15 protein-coding genes are annotated in these 15,838 nt (G+C 73.9%); 9 read left to right on the top strand and 6 right to left on the bottom strand.

The window, feature by feature from the left end; genetic code table 11:
* Window positions 1–36: 36 nt before the first annotated feature.
* The 3 genes from ABZ385_RS31240 to ABZ385_RS31230 form a co-directional block, all read right to left on the bottom strand.
* A complete protein-coding gene (locus tag ABZ385_RS31240) occupies window positions 37–930 on the bottom strand; it encodes a hypothetical protein (protein ID WP_358913995.1) in 894 nt (297 codons plus the stop codon).
* 106 nt (window positions 931–1,036) lie between these two features.
* Window positions 1,037–2,563 (bottom strand): hypothetical protein, encoded by a 1,527-nt coding sequence (locus tag ABZ385_RS31235; protein ID WP_358588087.1) that lies wholly within the window; start codon window positions 2,561–2,563, stop codon window positions 1,037–1,039.
* Between the two features lie 117 nt (window positions 2,564–2,680).
* On the bottom strand, window positions 2,681–3,385 hold the full coding sequence (locus ABZ385_RS31230) for a GntR family transcriptional regulator (protein WP_358588085.1): 705 nt from the start codon (window positions 3,383–3,385) through the stop codon (window positions 2,681–2,683).
* 128 nt (window positions 3,386–3,513) lie between these two features.
* Between ABZ385_RS31230 and ABZ385_RS31225 the strand changes: the two genes are divergently transcribed.
* From ABZ385_RS31225 to ABZ385_RS31205, 5 genes are all read left to right on the top strand, one after another.
* The gene (locus ABZ385_RS31225) at window positions 3,514–4,839 is read left to right on the top strand and encodes an MFS transporter (RefSeq protein ID WP_358913994.1); all 1,326 of its coding nucleotides are present in this window, start codon (window positions 3,514–3,516) and stop codon (window positions 4,837–4,839) included.
* Window positions 4,836–5,618, top strand: a complete 783-nt coding sequence (locus ABZ385_RS31220) for a putative hydro-lyase (RefSeq protein ID WP_358913993.1) — start codon at window positions 4,836–4,838, stop codon at window positions 5,616–5,618. Before ABZ385_RS31225 ends, ABZ385_RS31220 begins: the two co-directional genes overlap by 4 nt.
* Before the next feature lie 115 nt (window positions 5,619–5,733).
* Window positions 5,734–6,498 carry a 5-oxoprolinase subunit PxpA gene (locus tag ABZ385_RS31215; RefSeq protein ID WP_358913992.1) on the top strand — a complete coding sequence of 255 codons (765 nt, stop codon included), beginning with the start codon at window positions 5,734–5,736 and terminating at the stop codon, window positions 6,496–6,498.
* A complete protein-coding gene (locus ABZ385_RS31210; RefSeq protein ID WP_358588079.1) occupies window positions 6,495–7,145 on the top strand; it encodes an allophanate hydrolase subunit 1 in 651 nt (216 codons plus the stop codon). Before ABZ385_RS31215 ends, ABZ385_RS31210 begins: the two co-directional genes overlap by 4 nt.
* Window positions 7,142–8,011, top strand: a complete 870-nt coding sequence (locus tag ABZ385_RS31205) for a biotin-dependent carboxyltransferase family protein (protein ID WP_358913991.1) — start codon at window positions 7,142–7,144, stop codon at window positions 8,009–8,011. The genes ABZ385_RS31210 and ABZ385_RS31205 overlap by 4 nt, the downstream gene beginning before the upstream one ends.
* A gap of 33 nt (window positions 8,012–8,044) precedes the next feature.
* On the opposite strand, the gene ABZ385_RS31200 is transcribed toward ABZ385_RS31205, so the two are convergent.
* A complete protein-coding gene (locus ABZ385_RS31200; RefSeq protein WP_358913990.1) occupies window positions 8,045–9,469 on the bottom strand; it encodes a HEAT repeat domain-containing protein in 1,425 nt (474 codons plus the stop codon).
* A 301-nt stretch (window positions 9,470–9,770) separates the two neighbouring features.
* Window positions 9,771–10,163, bottom strand: coding sequence for an ankyrin repeat domain-containing protein (locus tag ABZ385_RS31195; RefSeq protein WP_358913989.1), 393 nt, complete (start codon window positions 10,161–10,163; stop codon window positions 9,771–9,773).
* Between the two features lie 276 nt (window positions 10,164–10,439).
* On the opposite strand from ABZ385_RS31195, the gene ABZ385_RS31190 reads away from it, so the two are divergent.
* Both ABZ385_RS31190 and ABZ385_RS31185 read left to right on the top strand, forming a co-directional pair.
* The gene (locus tag ABZ385_RS31190; protein WP_030560547.1) at window positions 10,440–10,634 is read left to right on the top strand and encodes a hypothetical protein; all 195 of its coding nucleotides are present in this window, start codon (window positions 10,440–10,442) and stop codon (window positions 10,632–10,634) included.
* A 37-nt stretch (window positions 10,635–10,671) separates the two neighbouring features.
* Window positions 10,672–12,288, top strand: a complete 1,617-nt coding sequence (locus ABZ385_RS31185) for a hypothetical protein (protein ID WP_358913988.1) — start codon at window positions 10,672–10,674, stop codon at window positions 12,286–12,288.
* A 494-nt stretch (window positions 12,289–12,782) separates the two neighbouring features.
* Here the strand turns inward: ABZ385_RS31185 and ABZ385_RS31180 are convergent, their stop codons facing one another.
* The gene (locus ABZ385_RS31180; protein ID WP_358588069.1) at window positions 12,783–14,282 is read right to left on the bottom strand and encodes a PLP-dependent aminotransferase family protein; all 1,500 of its coding nucleotides are present in this window, start codon (window positions 14,280–14,282) and stop codon (window positions 12,783–12,785) included.
* A 64-nt stretch (window positions 14,283–14,346) separates the two neighbouring features.
* Here ABZ385_RS31180 and ABZ385_RS31175 point away from each other — a divergent pair, with 64 nt between their 5' ends.
* A complete protein-coding gene (locus ABZ385_RS31175) occupies window positions 14,347–15,057 on the top strand; it encodes a hypothetical protein (protein WP_358701017.1) in 711 nt (236 codons plus the stop codon).
* A gap of 256 nt (window positions 15,058–15,313) precedes the next feature.
* Window positions 15,314–15,688, top strand: coding sequence for an RNA polymerase-binding protein RbpA (locus tag ABZ385_RS31170; protein WP_030360404.1), 375 nt, complete (start codon window positions 15,314–15,316; stop codon window positions 15,686–15,688).
* Window positions 15,689–15,838: the final 150 nt, after the last annotated feature.

Genomic DNA, 15,838 nt, shown 5'->3' with positions numbered 1-15,838 from the left:
GCGGCGGCGCCGCGTGGGTCGGGAGGGGCCGCGGGGTCAGGAGTGGAAGGGCAGTCCCGCGTCGGCGGCCAGCTCCAGGTCGTCGGTGTCCTCGGGGGGCAGCAGCGTCGCCGAGCCGTCCGTGACCGGTACGACGCCGAGGTCCAGGAGCTCGGCCATGGCCGCGCTGCCGGCCATGTCGCGGACCTGGAGCTGGTAGCGGGCCGTGGTGCGGTACGTCCCTCCGGAGTCGTCGCCCGTGCGCTGGAGGAAGCCGGAGTCGGTGAGGAAGGCGACGGCCTTGCCGACGATGCCGGTGGTCGAACCGGCGAGGCGGCGGGCGTCCTTGGTGGCCCCGGTGGAGCTGCGCCGCGCCCAGATCCGCCAGGCGGCCTCCAGCCCGGGGGCGTCGGTGGCCGGGTCGGTGTTCTCGCCCTGCTCCTCGGCGCGCTCCTCCAGTCGGCGGCAGGCCTGGCGCACGAACGCGTCGACGCCGTTGACCGTGACCCGGCCGATGTATCCGTCGTCGGCGAGGTCCTCGGGGCGCGGGAAGGCCATGGCGGCGACCGCGAGGTGTGCGAGGCCGTGCAGGAAGCGGTCGGTGGAGTCCGTCGCCGCGCGGCGGGCGTAGTCGCCCATGCGGACGGCGAAGACGGAGTCCTCGGCGGCGGTCACGGCCATGCCCGCGCGCGGGGAGACCTCCAGGACGACCAGCCCGAGCCCGGTCGCGACGGCGTCGGCGAGCCGCGCGAAGGGCGGGTCCTCGCGGTAGCGGCGGAGCAGTTCGCCGTACTCCTGGTCGCGGGCGGGCTGGAGCTTGGGCTGCAGGCCGAAGGAGACGAGGCGGGCCGCGTCGGCGGCGTCGGCCGGGGTGACGGGCGCGGGGGCGGCGGGCGCCGTGGCGGAGTCCGGCTCGCCCCACGCGGCGTGCTCTGCGGGGTGGTCGGTCACGGCGTGTGCTCCTTGGTCGGGTGGGGCGTGAGGGGGCCGGGGTGACGCATGAGGCGGCCAGGGGGGTGCCCTGGGGTGCGGGAGGGGCACCTGCGTGTACGGGAGTTCACGACGCCTCCTTGCGGTCGGCCGCCATGCCGGCGGCGTCCAGGAGGGCCGTGCCGACGATGAGGTCGGCGCCGCCGAACTCCTCGTCGTCCAGTTCGGTGCCGTCGTCCACGGCGAAGAGCAGCTTCTCCTCGCCCTGGCGGTAGGCGGTGCCCACCGGCGGGCTGGCCGCGTGGACGGCGAGGAGGGCGACCAGGTAGGGCAGTTCGGGGTCGCGCAGGCGGGCTTCGGCGAGCAGACCGGAGAGGCGGCGCGGCGCGTCGGCGGGCAGCGTCAGCAACTCCATGGCGCTCGCCAGCTGCTCCTCGCTGAAGCGGCTGTCGTCCGGGGTGGCGATGAGGTCGGGCTCGGGCATCTCCGCGCCGAGGTGCTCGCGCTCCGTCGGCGGGGTGAGCAGTATGTCGACGAGGTCGCCCACCCGTACGGACACGGGGGTGCGCAGGCCGGTGCCGCGCGCGAAGAAGGCGTCCGTCACGCGGATCGCCCGCTCGGCGGGGAGCGGCAGGATGGGCGCGAGGAGCTGCCCGTACAGGTCGAGCCCCGCGCGCGCTGTGGGCGTCGCGAAGGCCTGCCGGTCCTGCTCGGCGCGGAAGAGCGGGCCCGCTTCGAGGAGGCGGGACTGCAGCTGGGTGTGGCGGCGGATGCAGTCCTTGACGATGTCGACGAGCTCGGCGGCGCGGCGTTTCTGCTCGGGGTCCTCGGACTCGTCGCGGGCCTTGCGGATGTTGGTCAGGATGGCGTTCTCGTGGCGGTAGCGGTCGGCCACGTGGTCGAGCGCCTCGGCGATCATGTCGGGGACGGCCTGGAGCCAGTCGACCGCCCGGACGTTGCGCCGGGTGGCGTCGAGGGCCTTGCGGAGCGTCTCCGAGTACTGCACGGTCCGGTAGCGGGCCTGCTCGGCGGCGAGCTGGGCGTCGGCGAGCCTGCCGCGGCTGATGAGGACCTCCAGCTTCACCTCGGCGGCGATCTGGGCGCTGGTGACGTCCGTGTCGAGGGCGCCCACCAGGACGTTGACCGCCTCGTCGGTCGTGCGCAGATAGACGCTGCCGCCGTACCCGGGGACCTCTTCGAGGAGCTTGAAGTCGTAGTCCCTGCGGACGTACGTCCCGTCGGGCGCGAAGGTGCCGTACACCGCGCGGAAGCCGCGGTCCACGCTGCCGACGTTGATCAGGTTCTCCAGGACCCAGCGGGCCACGCGCTCGTGCTCGGCGGCGGGGCGCTCGGGGGCCTGCGCGGCGACGCGCGGGAACAGCCTGGCGACGATCTGCTCGTGGTCGGCGCCGGTGTCGAAGTCCATGGTGAGCGTGACGAGGTCGATGGCGGACAGGGCCACCTCGGCCATCGCGTAGACCGAGTACTCGCCCGCGAGGTTGGCCTTGCGCACGTCGAGGTCGTGCAGCGGAGCCGTGCAGGCCAGGGCGCGCAGGCGGCGCGCCAGGCCCTCGTCGGCGGCCGGGCCCGTGGCGGGCCTCGGCCCCGCGCTGAGCTGGGGCGGAGCGGTGTCCGTAACGGCAGGCGAAGTCACGGTGCACAGACTAGGTCCTCGGTCTGACAACGGTCGAAACGGCGCAGAAGCGACCGGCTCCCCGGCCGGGGCCGCCGCACCGGAACGTCCGCCTCAGCCGCCCGCGTACGGCGACTTTCAGCCGCTCTCGGCCACCCGGCGCCCGTACACCTCGACGAGGCCCGCGAGCGAGTCCTCCAGGTAGGCGGCGAGCAGGCGTTCGGCCCGCGCCGCATGGCCCGCCCGCAAGGTGTCGAGGATGCGCTGGTTGCGTTCGAGGTAGGGCTCGTGGAGGCGGCGCGGATCGGCCACCACGTGGAAGGCCAGGCGGAGTTCGGCGAAGACGCTGCGCATCAGCTCGTCGGTGCGCTCGCTGCCGGCGAGGGCGACGAGTTCCCGGTGGAAGTGGATGTTGGCCGTGGAGACGCCTTTCCAGTCCTTCTCGGCGGCGGCCCGCACGCCGTCGGCGACGGCTCCGGCCACCCCGTCGAGCGCGAAGGGGGGCTCGCCGAGACCACGGACCACGGCGCACTCCACGAGGCGGCGCGTGCGGTAGATGTCCCGGACGTCCTCGACCGTGAGGACCCGCACGAAGACCCCGCGGTTGAGCTGGTGGACCAGCAGCCGCTCGTGCGTGAGCAGGCGGAACGCCTCGCGCAGGGTGTTGCGGGACACGCCGAGCGCCCCGCCGATGCTGTCCTCGGACAGTCGCGTGCCGGGCGGGAAGTACCCCTCGGCGATGCGGCTCCGGAGGATGTCCGCGACCCTCTCCGCCGTACTGGTGCGCCCCAGGAGCGCACGGTCGTCGGCCAGTTCGCCCACTCCAGCCATCCCCTCAGCCATGCCCGGATTCAATCGCAGAAGCGAGGACGAAACAACACAGGTATTGAGGGATCGTTCAACGATCCTCTACCTTGTGGCACCAGATCCCCGCTCCAGCACCCTCCCCGTCCTTCTCCTGCGAGGTGCCCATGAGCACGACTCCACCACCCCAGGCCACCCCGGCCAAGACGAGCGACGGCGTACCCGCCGGCGTGCGTGGCGACCAGGGCGGACTCCCCGACGACAGCGGGGCGTTCGGCTGGCTGCGGGCGCTCGGCCCGCGCGGCCGCCGGGCCTTCGCCGGCGCCTTCGGGGGCTACGCCCTGGACTCCTACGACTACTTCACGCTGCCGCTGAGCATGGTGGCGCTCGCCGCGTACTTCGGCCTGGACAGCGGCCAGACCGGGCTCTTCACCACCGTCACCCTCGTCGTCTCCGCCGTGGGCGGCGCCGTCGCCGGTGTGGTCGCCGACCGGATCGGGCGCGTGAAGGCGCTGATGATCACGGTGGTCACCTACGCGGTCTTCACCGTCGCCTGCGGTTTCGCGCCCGACTACGAGACGCTGCTGGTCTTCCGTGCGCTTCAGGGCCTCGGCTTCGGCGGTGAGTGGGCGGTCGGCGCGATCCTCGTGGCCGAGTACGCCACCGCCAAGAACCGGGGCCGCACCCTCGGCGCGATCCAGAGTGCCTGGGCCGTGGGCTGGGGGCTCGCCGCGATCGTGTACACCGTGGTCTTCCAGTTCCTGGACGACGACCTCGCCTGGCGCGTGATGTTCTGGACCGGCGCCCTGCCCGCCCTCCTGGTGATCTACGTGCGCCGCAACGTGCACGATGCCCCGGAGGCGGCCGCCCAACGTCGTGACAGCGCCCACAAGGGGTCCTTCACGGCCATCTTCAAGCCGGGGCTGCTGCGCGTCACGTGCTTCGCGGTGCTCCTGTCCACCGGAGTGCAGGGCGGTTACTACACACTGGCCACCTGGGTCCCCACGTATCTGAAGACCGAGCGCGGCCTGACCGTCGTCGGCACCGGGGGCTATCTCACCTTCCTGATCTCCGGTGCCTTCCTCGGCTATCTGACCGGCGGCTATCTCACCGACAGGCTCGGCCGCAAACGGAACATCACGCTCTTCGCCTTCCTCTCCGCGGCCAGCATCCTCGCCTACACGAACATCCCGGACGGGGCCAACGGCCTTCTCCTTGTGCTCGGTTTCCCGCTCGGCTTCTGCATGTCCGCGATCTTCAGCGGCTTCGGCTCCTTCCTCAGCGAGCTGTATCCGGCCGCCGTGCGCGGCACGGGCCAGGGCTTCACGTACAACACCGGCCGCGCGGTCGGCGCCGTGTTCCCCACCATGGTCGGCTTCCTCGCCGACAGCTGGGGCGTCGGCGGCGCGCTGATCTTCGGGGCACTCGGTTACGGCCTCGCCGTCATCGCCCTCTTCGGCCTCCCGGAGACGCGGGGGAGGGAACTCCTGTGACCGCCGAAAAGACCGGCGCCGCGATGGCGCGCGCCGCCTTCCGTGCCGGCGAGAGCGGCCCCACCGCGGGCCGGGCGCGGGGGTTCACCCAGGCCAACCTCGTCTCCGTCCCCGCCGACTGGGCGTACGACATGCTGCTGTTCTGCCAGCGCAACCCCAAGCCCTGCCCGGTGCTCGACGCCACGGACGCGGGCTCCTGGAGCACGCCGCTCGCCCCGGGGGCCGATCTGCGCACGGATCTGCCCCGCTACCGCGTGTGGGAGCACGGTGAGCTGACCGACGAGCCCACGGACGTCGTCGGCCGCTGGCGCGGCGACCTGGTGTCGTTCCTCATCGGGTGCAGCTTCACCTTCGAGTGGGCGCTGGCCGACGCCGGGGTGCCGCTGCGCCACGTCGAGCAGGGCCGCAACGTCCCGATGTACGTGACCGCGCGCCCCTGCCGCCCGGCGGGGCGCCTGCGCGGCCCCATGGTGGTGTCGATGCGCCCGGTCCCGCCCGGCGCTCTCGCCGCCGCCATCAGGGAGAGCGCCCTGATGCCCGCGGTGCACGGCAGCCCGGTGCACTGCGGCGACCCGGCGGGGCTCGGCATCGAGGACCTCACCCGGCCCGACTTCGGTGACCCGGTGGCGGCCGGGCCGGACGACATCCCGGTGTTCTGGGCGTGCGGGGTGACACCGCAGGCCGCCGTGATGGCGTCCAGGCCTCCCTTCGCGATCACCCACGCGCCGGGCAGGATGTTCATCACGGACGCCCGGGACGAGCAGTACCGCGTGACCTGAGAGCCGAGGCCCGCGGCACCGCCGTACCCGGGTGCCGAGAACCCGCCCGACCGTCGACAACCGCCCGACCGGCGAGAACCCCACCGGCCGCCGAGAACCCAGGAGACCCGCGCGGATGAGCACCACCTCCATCGATCTGAACGCCGACCTCGGCGAGGGCTTCGGCCGCTGGCACCTGACGGACGACGAGGAACTGCTGTCCGTCGTCACCAGCGCCAATGTGGCCTGCGGCTTCCACGCCGGGGACCCCGTGACCATGCGCAGGGTGTGCGACCGGGCCGCTGAGCGCGGGGTCCGGATCGGCGCGCAGGTCTCCTACCGCGACCTGGCGGGCTTCGGGCGGCGCGCCATGGACGTGCCGGCGGAGGAGCTGGCGGCCGAAGTGGCGTACCAGGTCGGCGCCCTGGAGGTCTTCGCCCGGGCGGCCGGCACGCGCGTGTCGTACGTGAAGCCGCACGGCGCGCTCTACAACCGTGTCGTCCACGACGAGGAGCAGGCCCGCGCGGTCGTCGAGGGCGTGCTGCTCGCCGGCGGCTCGCTGCCGGTCCTCGGGCTGCCCGGGTCCCGCTTCCTGGAGTCGGCGCGGCGGGCCGGGCTCCCGGCCGTCACCGAGGCGTTCGCGGACCGCGCCTACACCGAGGAGGGCACGCTCGTACCGAGGAGCGGCGAGGGCGCGGTCATCACGGAGGCGGACGCCGTGGTCGAACGGTCCCTGGACATGGCACGCTCCGGGAGGGTCACCTCGCGCACGGGCCGTGAGATCGCGGTGCGCGCGCGGTCGCTGTGTCTGCACGGCGACACGCCGGGCGCGGTGGACCTGGCCCGCCGGGTCCGGGCCCGCCTGGAGTCGGCGGGCGTGCGCGTGGAGGCCTTCGCGTGAGGGTCCTGCCGGTGGGCGAGCGGGCCCTGCTCGTGGAACTCGCCGACGGCGCCGAGGCCCAGGCCCTCCACGCGGAACTGCTGCGCCGCCGCGCGGCCGGCTCCCTGCGGGTGGGCGAGATCGTCCCGGCGGCCCGCACGGTGCTCCTGGACGGACTGGACGAGCCCGCCCGGGTCCGCGCCGAACTGCCCGGGTGGGGCATTCCGCCGCTGCCCGCGCGCGCGGGGGCCGTGGTGGAGATCCCGGTCAGGTACGACGGCCCGGACCTCGCGGACGTCGCCGCGCACTGGGGCGTGGGCGTCCCCGAGGTGGCCCGGATCCACTCGGCGGCGCGTTTCCGTGTCGCCTTCTGCGGGTTCGCGCCGGGGTTCGGGTATCTGACCGGGCTGCCCGAGCGCTACGAGGTGCCGCGCCGGGCCACGCCCCGCACCTCGGTCCCCCCGGGCAGCGTCGCCCTCGCCGGGCCGTACACGGGGGTGTATCCCCGCGCGTCGCCCGGCGGCTGGCAGCTGATCGGCACGACGGACGCCGTGCTGTGGGACCACACACGCGTGCCCGCCGCGCTGCTCTCTCCCGGCGTGCGCGTCCGCTTCGTACCGCAAGGCCCGCCCTCGGACGCGCCGGACGCCACCCGGGAGCGGCGATGACGGACCGGGCCTTCGCCGTCGTGCGGGCCGGCGCGCTGACCACCGTGCAGGACCTGGGGCGCCCCGGGTACGCGCACCTCGGGGTCCCGCGCTCCGGCGCCCTGGACCTCCCCGCCGCCCGCCTGGTCAACCGCCTGGTGGGCAATGCTGCGGACGCCGCCGTCCTGGAGACCACCTTGAACGGCTGCGCGGTGCGCCCCCGCCGCCCCGTGACGGTGGCCGTCGGCGGCGCGCCCTGCCCCGTGACCGTAGACGGCCGGCCCGCCGCCTGGGGAGCGCCCGTACGGGTGCCGGCGGGGGCGGTCCTGGACGTCGGTGGTGCCGTCCAAGGAGTGCGGTCCTACGTCGCCTTCGACGGCGGTGTGGCCGTCGAGGCGGTGCTCGGCAGCCGCTCGTCGGACCTGCTCTCCGGGCTCGGTCCGCCCCCGCTCGCGGACCGGGCGGTGCTGCCGCTCGGCGCCCCGGCCGGGCCGCACGCGCGCGTGGACAGCGTCCCACAGCCCGCCCCACCCCGGGTGCTGGTGCTGCGGGTGACGCTCGGCCCGCGCGCCGACTGGTTCACGCGGGCGGCGCTCGAGACGCTCACCACGCGCGCGTACCGGGTGTCCTCGGCGAGCAACCGCATCGGACTGCGCACCGAGGGTCCGCCGCTGGAGCGCGCGGTCCACGGCGAACTGCCCAGTGAGGGCATGGTGCTCGGCTCCGTACAAGTGCCGCCGGACGGCGGGCCCGTCGTCTTCCTCGCCGACCATCCGACCACCGGGGGCTATCCGGTGGTGGCGGTCGTCCGGGAGGCCGACCTGGCGGCGGCCGCCCAGGCGGCGCCCGGCACGCCGGTGCGCTTCCTGGGCACGGGCCGGCGGTGACCGGCCCGGCCGCACGGCGCGGCGCGGCGGGCGCTACACGGCGGGCGCGTCGGCGTCGGGGCCGATCCTGCTGCGTACCGCGGTCTGTACCTCGTCCTCCTCGGCGGGGTCCGCGGCGAGCCTGCGGAGCCGGTTGACGACCCGGGCGTCACCGGTCTCGGCGTGCCGTGCGGCGACCCCGCGGGTGGTCTCCTCGCAGTCCCACAGGCACTCGACGGCGAAGCCGGAGGCGAAGGTGGGGTCGGTGGCGGCGAGCGCGCGGGCGGCGCGGCCGCGCAGCTGGGACGAGGCGGTCTCGCGGTAGACGTGGCGCAGCACGGGGGCCGCGCAGGCGATGCCGAGGCGTCCCGCGCCGTCGACGAGCGTCCACAGCGTGGGCGCGTCGGGCCCCTCGCCGCGGACCGCCTCGCGCAGCGCGGCGAGGACGAGCTCGCTGTCCTGCGCGCCACCGCGGCAGGCGAGGACGCGGCCGGCGGCGGCGCCCAGGGCGTCGGGGCGGTAGGCCCAGCGCCGGGCCCGTTCGACGGCGGCGACGCCGCGCATCCGCTCGAAGGCCTCGGTCGCGGCCTCCACGACGGCCGGGGAGTGACTCTCCACGGCCCCCTCGATGAGGTCGAAGACCTCGGGGTCGTGGGCGTCGGCGAGATAGCGCAGGGCGGCGCCGCGTGCGCCGTCGGAGCCGGCGCGGGCGGCCTTCAGGATCGCCGGGCGGTCCTCGGGTCCCGCGACGGCGCTCAGGCAGCGGGCGGCGGGCACATGCAGCACGGCACCGCGCTCCAGGCCCTCCTGGGCCCAGTCGAAGACGGCCTGGACGCTCCATCCGGGGCGCGGTCCGGCGGGCCGCATCTGGCGCTGCCAGCGGTCGAAGGAGCCCTGTTCCCGCGCGGCCCGCACGCGGGCGCCGATCTCGGGGCGGGGGTCCTCCTCCCACAGCCGCCAGGGCCGTGGTTCGTAGGCGTCGCGGACGGCGGCGGCCAGGTCGGCCTCGCCCTGCGCGTCGGCGGGGAACCTGGCGAGCACGGGGGCGGCGAGGGCGCGCAGGCCCGCGTCGTCGTCACGCAGGGCCAGCTCGTCCAGGGCCCAGGCCCAGTTCACGCCGTGGGCGGCGTACCGCCTTAGGAGCGCGAGGGCGTCGGGCCTGCCGTACGAGGCGAGGTGCCCGAGGACGGCGAGGGCGAGCCCGGTCCGCGAGTCGTCCGGGTCCAGGGCGTCCTCGGCGTCGAAGAGGTGCCGCTCGATCTCGCCGAGCCCGCCGTGCAGGTCGAGGTAGAGCCGGGCGTAGTACAGCGAGCGGTTCTCCACCTGCCAGTCGTGGCGTGGATCGTTGAGCACGCAGTGGTCGAGGGCGGCGAGCGCCTCGGAGCGGGGTGCCGTGAGCGCGTGCAGCGTGCCGTCGCCGCGGCCCCGCTGCAGCAGGCCGAGCAGCGTACCGCTGGGCGCTATGACCGGATCGAACATGGGAAACAGCCTCACATCAAGCGTCGACGCAACCGGGAATCACGCATTACCTGGCCGCACGCCAACACGTCGGGCCGCCCGCCGTCTCTTGCTTGTCGAAGACCATCTTCCTCTGCCTCTCGTCGGTGGCCCTTAAGGGTTCCCGGACCGAGGTCCGGGGGCGGGCCGCTCACGGACCACGCGGTTCGGCGCCTTTTGCCCCACCGTCGCGTCCGTGAATCACGTCGTCATGATGACCCGGCGGTCATGTCCGCCGCGACCACATTTCCAGCGCCCCCGTCACTGCTGCCCGGTTACCCGTTCAGAGCGCCCCGAACAGTTCCAGCAGCTCCGTCTTCTGGAACATCCGTGCGGTGTCCAGCGCCGACGGCGTCCCCGCGGCCGGGTCGGCCCCGCCGTCCAGGAGGGCGCGGATCACCGCCTGCTCGCCCTTGAAGACGGCTCCGGCGAGCGGCGTCTGCCCCCGGTCGTTGGCGCGGTTGGCGTCGCCGCCGCGCTCCAGGAGGGCCCGGACCGCGTCGGCGTGCCCGTGGTAGGCCGCCAGCATCACCAGGGAGTCTCCGCTGTCGTTGGTGAGGTTGGCCGGGACACCCGCGTCCACGTAGGCCGTGAGCGCCGCGGTGTCCCCCTGCCGGGCCAGATCGAAGATCTTGGTCGCCAGCTCCACGACCTCGGGGTCGGGGGCTTCGCTCATGGGGTGTCCGCCTTTCCGGGATGCGCTGCGGGTGCAGCCGTACGAGTGAATCGACAGGGTACTGCCCGGGCGGGCACATGACGCGGCCCGGCCGAGGCAGAGATCACGGCACGCACGCGAGACCCGCCGGCCCGCTCTTCGACAGCTCCGAAAGGGCTCTGCCATTCGAGGGAAATTCCGGGAATTTCACTCTTTTGCACCTTTTGTCGTATGGATACATGCTGTGAACCTGGAAGAACTCATGGTGACTGTCCCCACCACATCAGGAGAACCGTCATGGTCCTTTCCATCTCGGGCGTCGTACTGCTCGGAATCATCGTCTTCCTCTTCTTCCGCAAGGACGGCCTCAAGGCCTCCCACGCCCTGGTCTGCGCCCTCTTCGGCTTCTTCCTGGCGGGCACCGCCATCGCCCCGAGCATCAAGGCCGGCAGCGCGAGCCTCGCGAGCCTCCTCGGCGGCATCAAGTTCTGAGGCTCCCTTCCTTCGCACGCACCTCCAGGAGACTGACGTGGCCAGGCCCCCACTCCCCCGCATCCTGAGCAACGGCACCGCGTCCCTGGCGCGCAGCCGGGAGCTGGCACGGTCGGCCGCCGACAGCGCCACCGACGTTCTCCACCCGCTGATCACGATCGCTCGTGGACTGCGCCGGCTGGCTGCCGCCGGGCGGCGCAGGTGGGCCGAGACCCCGAAGGACAAGCGCGGACCGCTGCTGTTCCTGGTGGCCTCCGTGATTCTGGTGGTGGCCCTCGTCCCCTACGGGCCCCTGCTCGCCGGGATCTGTCTGATGGGGGCCTGCGCGTGGACCGGCCGGGAGCGCAACCCGCCCGCGCCGGACGGCCCGGACGAGGCACAGGCACAGCGGCTGCAGTCGCTCTACGAAGCGCTCGTCCCCTACTTCTCCGTCCCGGAGGACCCCGACCCGCTCTTCGCGCACGGCGGCGCGTGGGACAAGGCCTTCCCCTCCTACACGTTCGACGACACGGGACGGATCTCCCGGCTCGTCGTGCACTACCCCGCGTACTTCACGGACGGCGAGGCCGAGTCCCGCGCGCGGATCGAACAACTGCTGCACGCCAAGTCGGGCCGCGGACGCGAATACCACTTCGCGTGGGATGAGGAGGGCAACGAACTGACGGTCAGCGTGCTCCCCCCGCTCCCCACCGACATCGCGGCCCAGCGCTTCGTCACCGCCCCCGGGGAGACCGTCCTCGGCTTCACCGACGAGACGGACGTGCGGCGCACCCTGCCGGTCACGGACGGCGAGCAGTGCCGCGACGTGCCCCCCGTCGTCTGGCGCACCGGCGTCCGCTCCACCGAGCCCCATCTGCTGATCGCCGGCCAGCCCGGCAGCGGCACCACCACACTGCTGCGCTCGATCGCCCTCCAGGCGCTGCAGTACGGCGATGTCCTCGTCGTCGAGGGCACCGGCACCGGCGACTACGCCTGCCTGACGGGCCGCGAGGGCGTCCTCGCCATCGAATGCGGGGTCGCCGGAGCGCTCGCGAGCCTCGAATGGGCGGCCCATGAGACCGAGCGCAGGCTCATCGCCGCCAACCGCGCCCGGCAGGCGGGCCACTCGGCGCCCGAGGACATCAAGCGCCCCCTGTGGATCCTCCTGGACCGGCCGAGCGCCCTCGGCCACCTCGCGGCCGCCGACGGGCGCGACGATCCCCAGTCGCTGCTCCAGGTCCCGCTGCGGCACGGCAGGGCGGCGAACGTGACGGTGGCCGTGGCGGACCAGCTGGACTGCCTGGACGCCCTCAGCGACGCCGTGCGCCAGCACACCCGCGCGCGCGTGGTGCTCGGGCCCGCCGGTGCCCGCCGGCTGGAGGAGGTCCTCGGGGCGCCGCCCCACACGACGCCCACGTCCGAGGTCCCGCCCGGGCGTGGCTACGCCCGGCTCGGCACCGGTCCGGTGCACCGCCTCCAGGTTCCCGCGACGCCCGACCCGTACGACGACGCGACGAGCGAGGCGCACCGACGCGCGGTCCTGGACCTGCTGCCGGAACGGAGCACCGCCCCGCAGACGGGCCCCACGGAACAGATCACGGAGCAGATCGCAGAACAGCGGGCCGAAGAACTCCAGGAGGTCACCGAGCCGGCCCCGGTCGCCGCGGAGAGCTGAGGCGGGCGGGAGCCGAGCCCGGCGGGGGCTGGTACCGGCGGGAGCCGAGCCCGGCGGAAGCCAAGCCCGGCAGAAGCTGACACCGGCGGGAACCGAGCCTGACGGAAGCCGAGACCGGCAGGAGCTGGCGCCGGAGGGAACCCAGCCCGGCGGAAGCCGACACCGGCGGGAGCCGAGCCCGGCGGGAGCCCAGCCCGGCGGAAGCCGACACCCGCGGGAGCCGAGCCCGGCGGAAGCCGACACCGGCGGGAACCCAGCCCGGCAGGAGCCGACACCGGCGGGAACCCAGCCCGGCGGAAGCTGGCGCCGGCGGGAGCCCGCCCGGCGTAAGCCGACACCGGCGGAAGCCCAGCCCGGCGGAAGCCGAGACCGGCAGGAGTTGGCGCCGGCGGGAGCCGAGACCGGCGGGAGCTGACACCGGCGGGAGCTGACACCGGCGGGAGCCCAGCCCAGGGCAGAGCCGAACCAGCGGGGCGTCGCGGCGGGGGGCGTCCTCAGGCCACGAAGGGATGCGCGACCTCCGCGCCCGTGCCGGCGCCCGTCTCCACGAGGCGGGCCGCGGCGGCCAGGCGCGCCGCCGCCTCGTCGGCCACCGCGCCGCCCACGGTGAACGGCAGCCGCACGTACCCCTCGAAGGCCCCGTCGACACCGAACCGCGGCCCGGACGGAACCCTGACCCCCACGCGCTCGCCCACCTCGGCGAGCCGCGAGCCCGACAGGCCGCCGGTGCGCACCCACAGCGTGAGGCCGCCGCGCGGCACCTCGAACTCCCAGCCGGGCAGCTCGCGGCGCACGGCGGTGACCAGCGCGTCGCGGTTCTCCCTGGCCTGCTGCCTGCGCAGGTCCACGGCGGCCTGCCAGCCCTCGGTGTTCAGGAGCCAGTTCACGGCGAGCTGCTCCAGGACGGGGGTGCCCAGATCGGCGTACGCGCGTGCCGCGACGAGGCTGCGGATCACGTCGGGAGCGGCGCGCACCCAGCCGATGCGCATGCCCGCCCAGAACGCCTTGCTCGCCGAGCCGACGGTGATGACGGTGGAGCCGGCGGGGTCGAAGCCGCAGACGGGCCGCGGCATGTCGAGGTCCGGGTCGAGTCCCAGCTCGCTCATCGTCTCGTCGACGACGAGGACCGTGCCCGCCGAGCGGGCGGCCTCGACCAGTTGCCGGCGCTGGTCCTCGCTCGCGAGCGCGCCCGTGGGGTTGTGGAAGTCCGCGACGACGTACGCCAGCCGGGGAGCGGCGTCCCGCAGCACCTGCCGCCAGCGGTCCATGTCCCAGCCCTGGAGGCCCTCGGCCATGGCGACGGGGACGAGGCGGGCGCCCGCCTCGCGCATCAGCTGGAGGATGTTGGCGTAGGAGGGGGACTCGACGGCGATGCGCTCGCCGCGCCCCGCGAAGAGGTGGCAGATCGCGTCGATGGCGCCCATCGCGCCGGTGGTGACCATGATCTGCTCGGGCATGGTCGGGATGCCGCGCGCGGTGTAGCGCTCGGCGAGCATCTCGCGCAGGGCGGGCAGCCCCGCGGGGTAGTCGCCGTGGGTGTGGGCGTACGGCGGCAGCGCTTCGAGGGCGCCCTGCACGGAGCGGGTGAGCCAGGGCTCGGGCGCGGGCAGCGCGGCGCAGCCCAGGTCGATCATGGAGCCGAGCGCCTCGGGCGGCAGCGGTTCGAGCCCGCGCGCGGGCAGCGGGTTCCCGGCGGGGACGGCGGTCCAGCTGCCGGCGCCCCTGCGGGACTCCAGGAAGCCCTCGGTGCGCAGCGCCTCGTAGGCGGCGGCCACGGTGGTGCGGCTGACGGCGAGCGCCACCGCGAGTTCGCGTTCGGCGGGCAGGCGCGCGGCGACCGGGACGCGGCCTTCGAGCACGAGCAGCCGGATGCCGTCGGCCAGGGCGCGGTAGGCGGGCGGGCGGCGGGTGCCCGTGCCGCTCGGGCGTGCCTGCTGGGAGGCGAGGAGCCGGGCCAGCTGGGTCGAGCCCATCGCCGAAGTCCACTGAGCCATGATTCCCAGTCCACCTTCCCCGGATTGGCCATGGTCGCGGTCTACTTCCAAGCCACAGGGTGTCATGCGTCATGCCACTGTCACCAGCGGGGAGCACCACTTGTCCGGGATGAAGCCACAGCTCGTGCGTCGGTTGGCGCGGTTGTACGTCGGTCTGACGCTGTATGGCGCCAGCTCCGCGCTGATGGTGGCCGCGGGGCTCGGTCCCGAGCCGTGGAACGTGCTCAACGAGGGCCTGTCCGAGCTGACGGGCCGGTCGATCGGCGTGGTCTCCATCGCCGTGGGCGCGGCGGTGCTGCTGCTGTGGATCCCGCTGCGCCAGCGGCCGGGTCTCGGCACGATCTCGAACGTCTTCGTCTGCGGTCTCTCGATGGACGCCACGCTGGCGCTGCTGCCGCAGGCGCAGACCCTGGCCGTCCGCGTCCCCCTGCTGCTGACCGGTGTCGTCCTCAACGGTGTGGCGACCGGCCTGTACATCACCGCCGCGTTCGGCCCCGGACCGCGTGACGGCCTGATGACGGGCCTGCACCGGCGCACGGGCCGCTCGGTCCGCCTGATGCGCACGCTCATCGAGGTGACGGTCGTGGCCACCGGCTTCGCGTTCGGCGGCACGGTCGGCCCGGGCACCGTCCTGTACGCGCTCGCCATCGGCCCGCTCGCCCAGTTCTTCCTGCGCCACTTCGGCCCCGCCCGCGCCCTTGCCCCCGCCGGGATCCGGGTGGTCGACCGCCGCTTCGCGCGCGACGCGGGGGAACCTCGTACCGAGAAGATTTAGCAACTGAGGGCAAAGGGCGGTAGTGTACGCGTTTGGCCTGCCAGGCGGACCGTTACTGCGATCTGGAGCGTCAGAAACGCTGGGTGACATCTGCTGCCAGATGTGACAAACCGGGCGCTGGTGGGTACAACAAGGGGCGGCATACGACGGCGACGCATGACCCTGAACGGGAATCTTTACCGCCGACCGGACGTTGACCGGATGACGACGACAGCGACACCTGTCCTGTGGGCGACAAGCCCGGGAGGCACGATTCATGAGTGAGCGAGCTCTTCGCGGCACGCGTCTCGTGGTGACAAGCTACGAGACCGACCGCGGCATCGACCTGGCTCCGCGCCAGGCCGTGGAGTACGCATGCCAGAACGGACATCGTTTCGAGATGCCGTTCTCGGTCGAGGCGGAGATCCCGCCGGAGTGGGAGTGCAAGGTCTGCGGGGCCCAGGCACTCCTGGTAGACGGCGACGGACCTGAGGAGAAGAAGGGCAAGCCGGCGCGTACGCACTGGGACATGCTCATGGAGCGCCGTACTCGAGAGGAACTCGAAGAGGTCCTGGAGGAGCGCCTGGCGGTCCTTCGGTCCGGCGCCATGAACATCGCGGTGCATCCGCGGGACAGCCGCAAGTCCGCCTGACGACGGACGCGGCGCACCACCGCACAGCACGAAACACGAGGGCCGGGGCCACTGCTCAGCAGTGGCCCCCGCCCCCGGGGGGGCTAAGGCCCCCCCCCCGGCGGTGAGCGGCCCCCGGGGGCGGGAGCGCGGCGCCAGGGGGTGGGGCCG

Source organism: Streptomyces sp. NPDC005898, from assembly GCF_040629635.1.
Classification (GTDB): Bacteria; Actinomycetota; Actinomycetes; order Streptomycetales; family Streptomycetaceae; genus Streptomyces.
The sequence above is the reverse complement of the archived record's forward strand: the minus strand, read 5'-3'. Positions and strand labels throughout refer to the sequence as shown.

Coding starts and splice junctions, on each gene's coding strand:
- ABZ385_RS31200 (WP_358913990.1), bottom strand. CDS start 9,469: ATGTTCGATCCGGTCATAGCGCCCAGCGGTACGCTGCTCGGCCTGCTG.
- ABZ385_RS31230 (WP_358588085.1), bottom strand. CDS start 3,385: ATGGCTGAGGGGATGGCTGGAGTGGGCGAACTGGCCGACGACCGTGCG.
- ABZ385_RS31175 (WP_358701017.1), top strand. CDS start 14,347: ATGCGTCATGCCACTGTCACCAGCGGGGAGCACCACTTGTCCGGGATG.
- ABZ385_RS31190 (WP_030560547.1), top strand. CDS start 10,440: ATGGTCCTTTCCATCTCGGGCGTCGTACTGCTCGGAATCATCGTCTTC.
- ABZ385_RS31205 (WP_358913991.1), top strand. CDS start 7,142: ATGACGGACCGGGCCTTCGCCGTCGTGCGGGCCGGCGCGCTGACCACC.
- ABZ385_RS31180 (WP_358588069.1), bottom strand. CDS start 14,282: ATGGCTCAGTGGACTTCGGCGATGGGCTCGACCCAGCTGGCCCGGCTC.
- ABZ385_RS31170 (WP_030360404.1), top strand. CDS start 15,314: ATGAGTGAGCGAGCTCTTCGCGGCACGCGTCTCGTGGTGACAAGCTAC.
- ABZ385_RS31215 (WP_358913992.1), top strand. CDS start 5,734: ATGAGCACCACCTCCATCGATCTGAACGCCGACCTCGGCGAGGGCTTC.
- ABZ385_RS31225 (WP_358913994.1), top strand. CDS start 3,514: ATGAGCACGACTCCACCACCCCAGGCCACCCCGGCCAAGACGAGCGAC.
- ABZ385_RS31195 (WP_358913989.1), bottom strand. CDS start 10,163: ATGAGCGAAGCCCCCGACCCCGAGGTCGTGGAGCTGGCGACCAAGATC.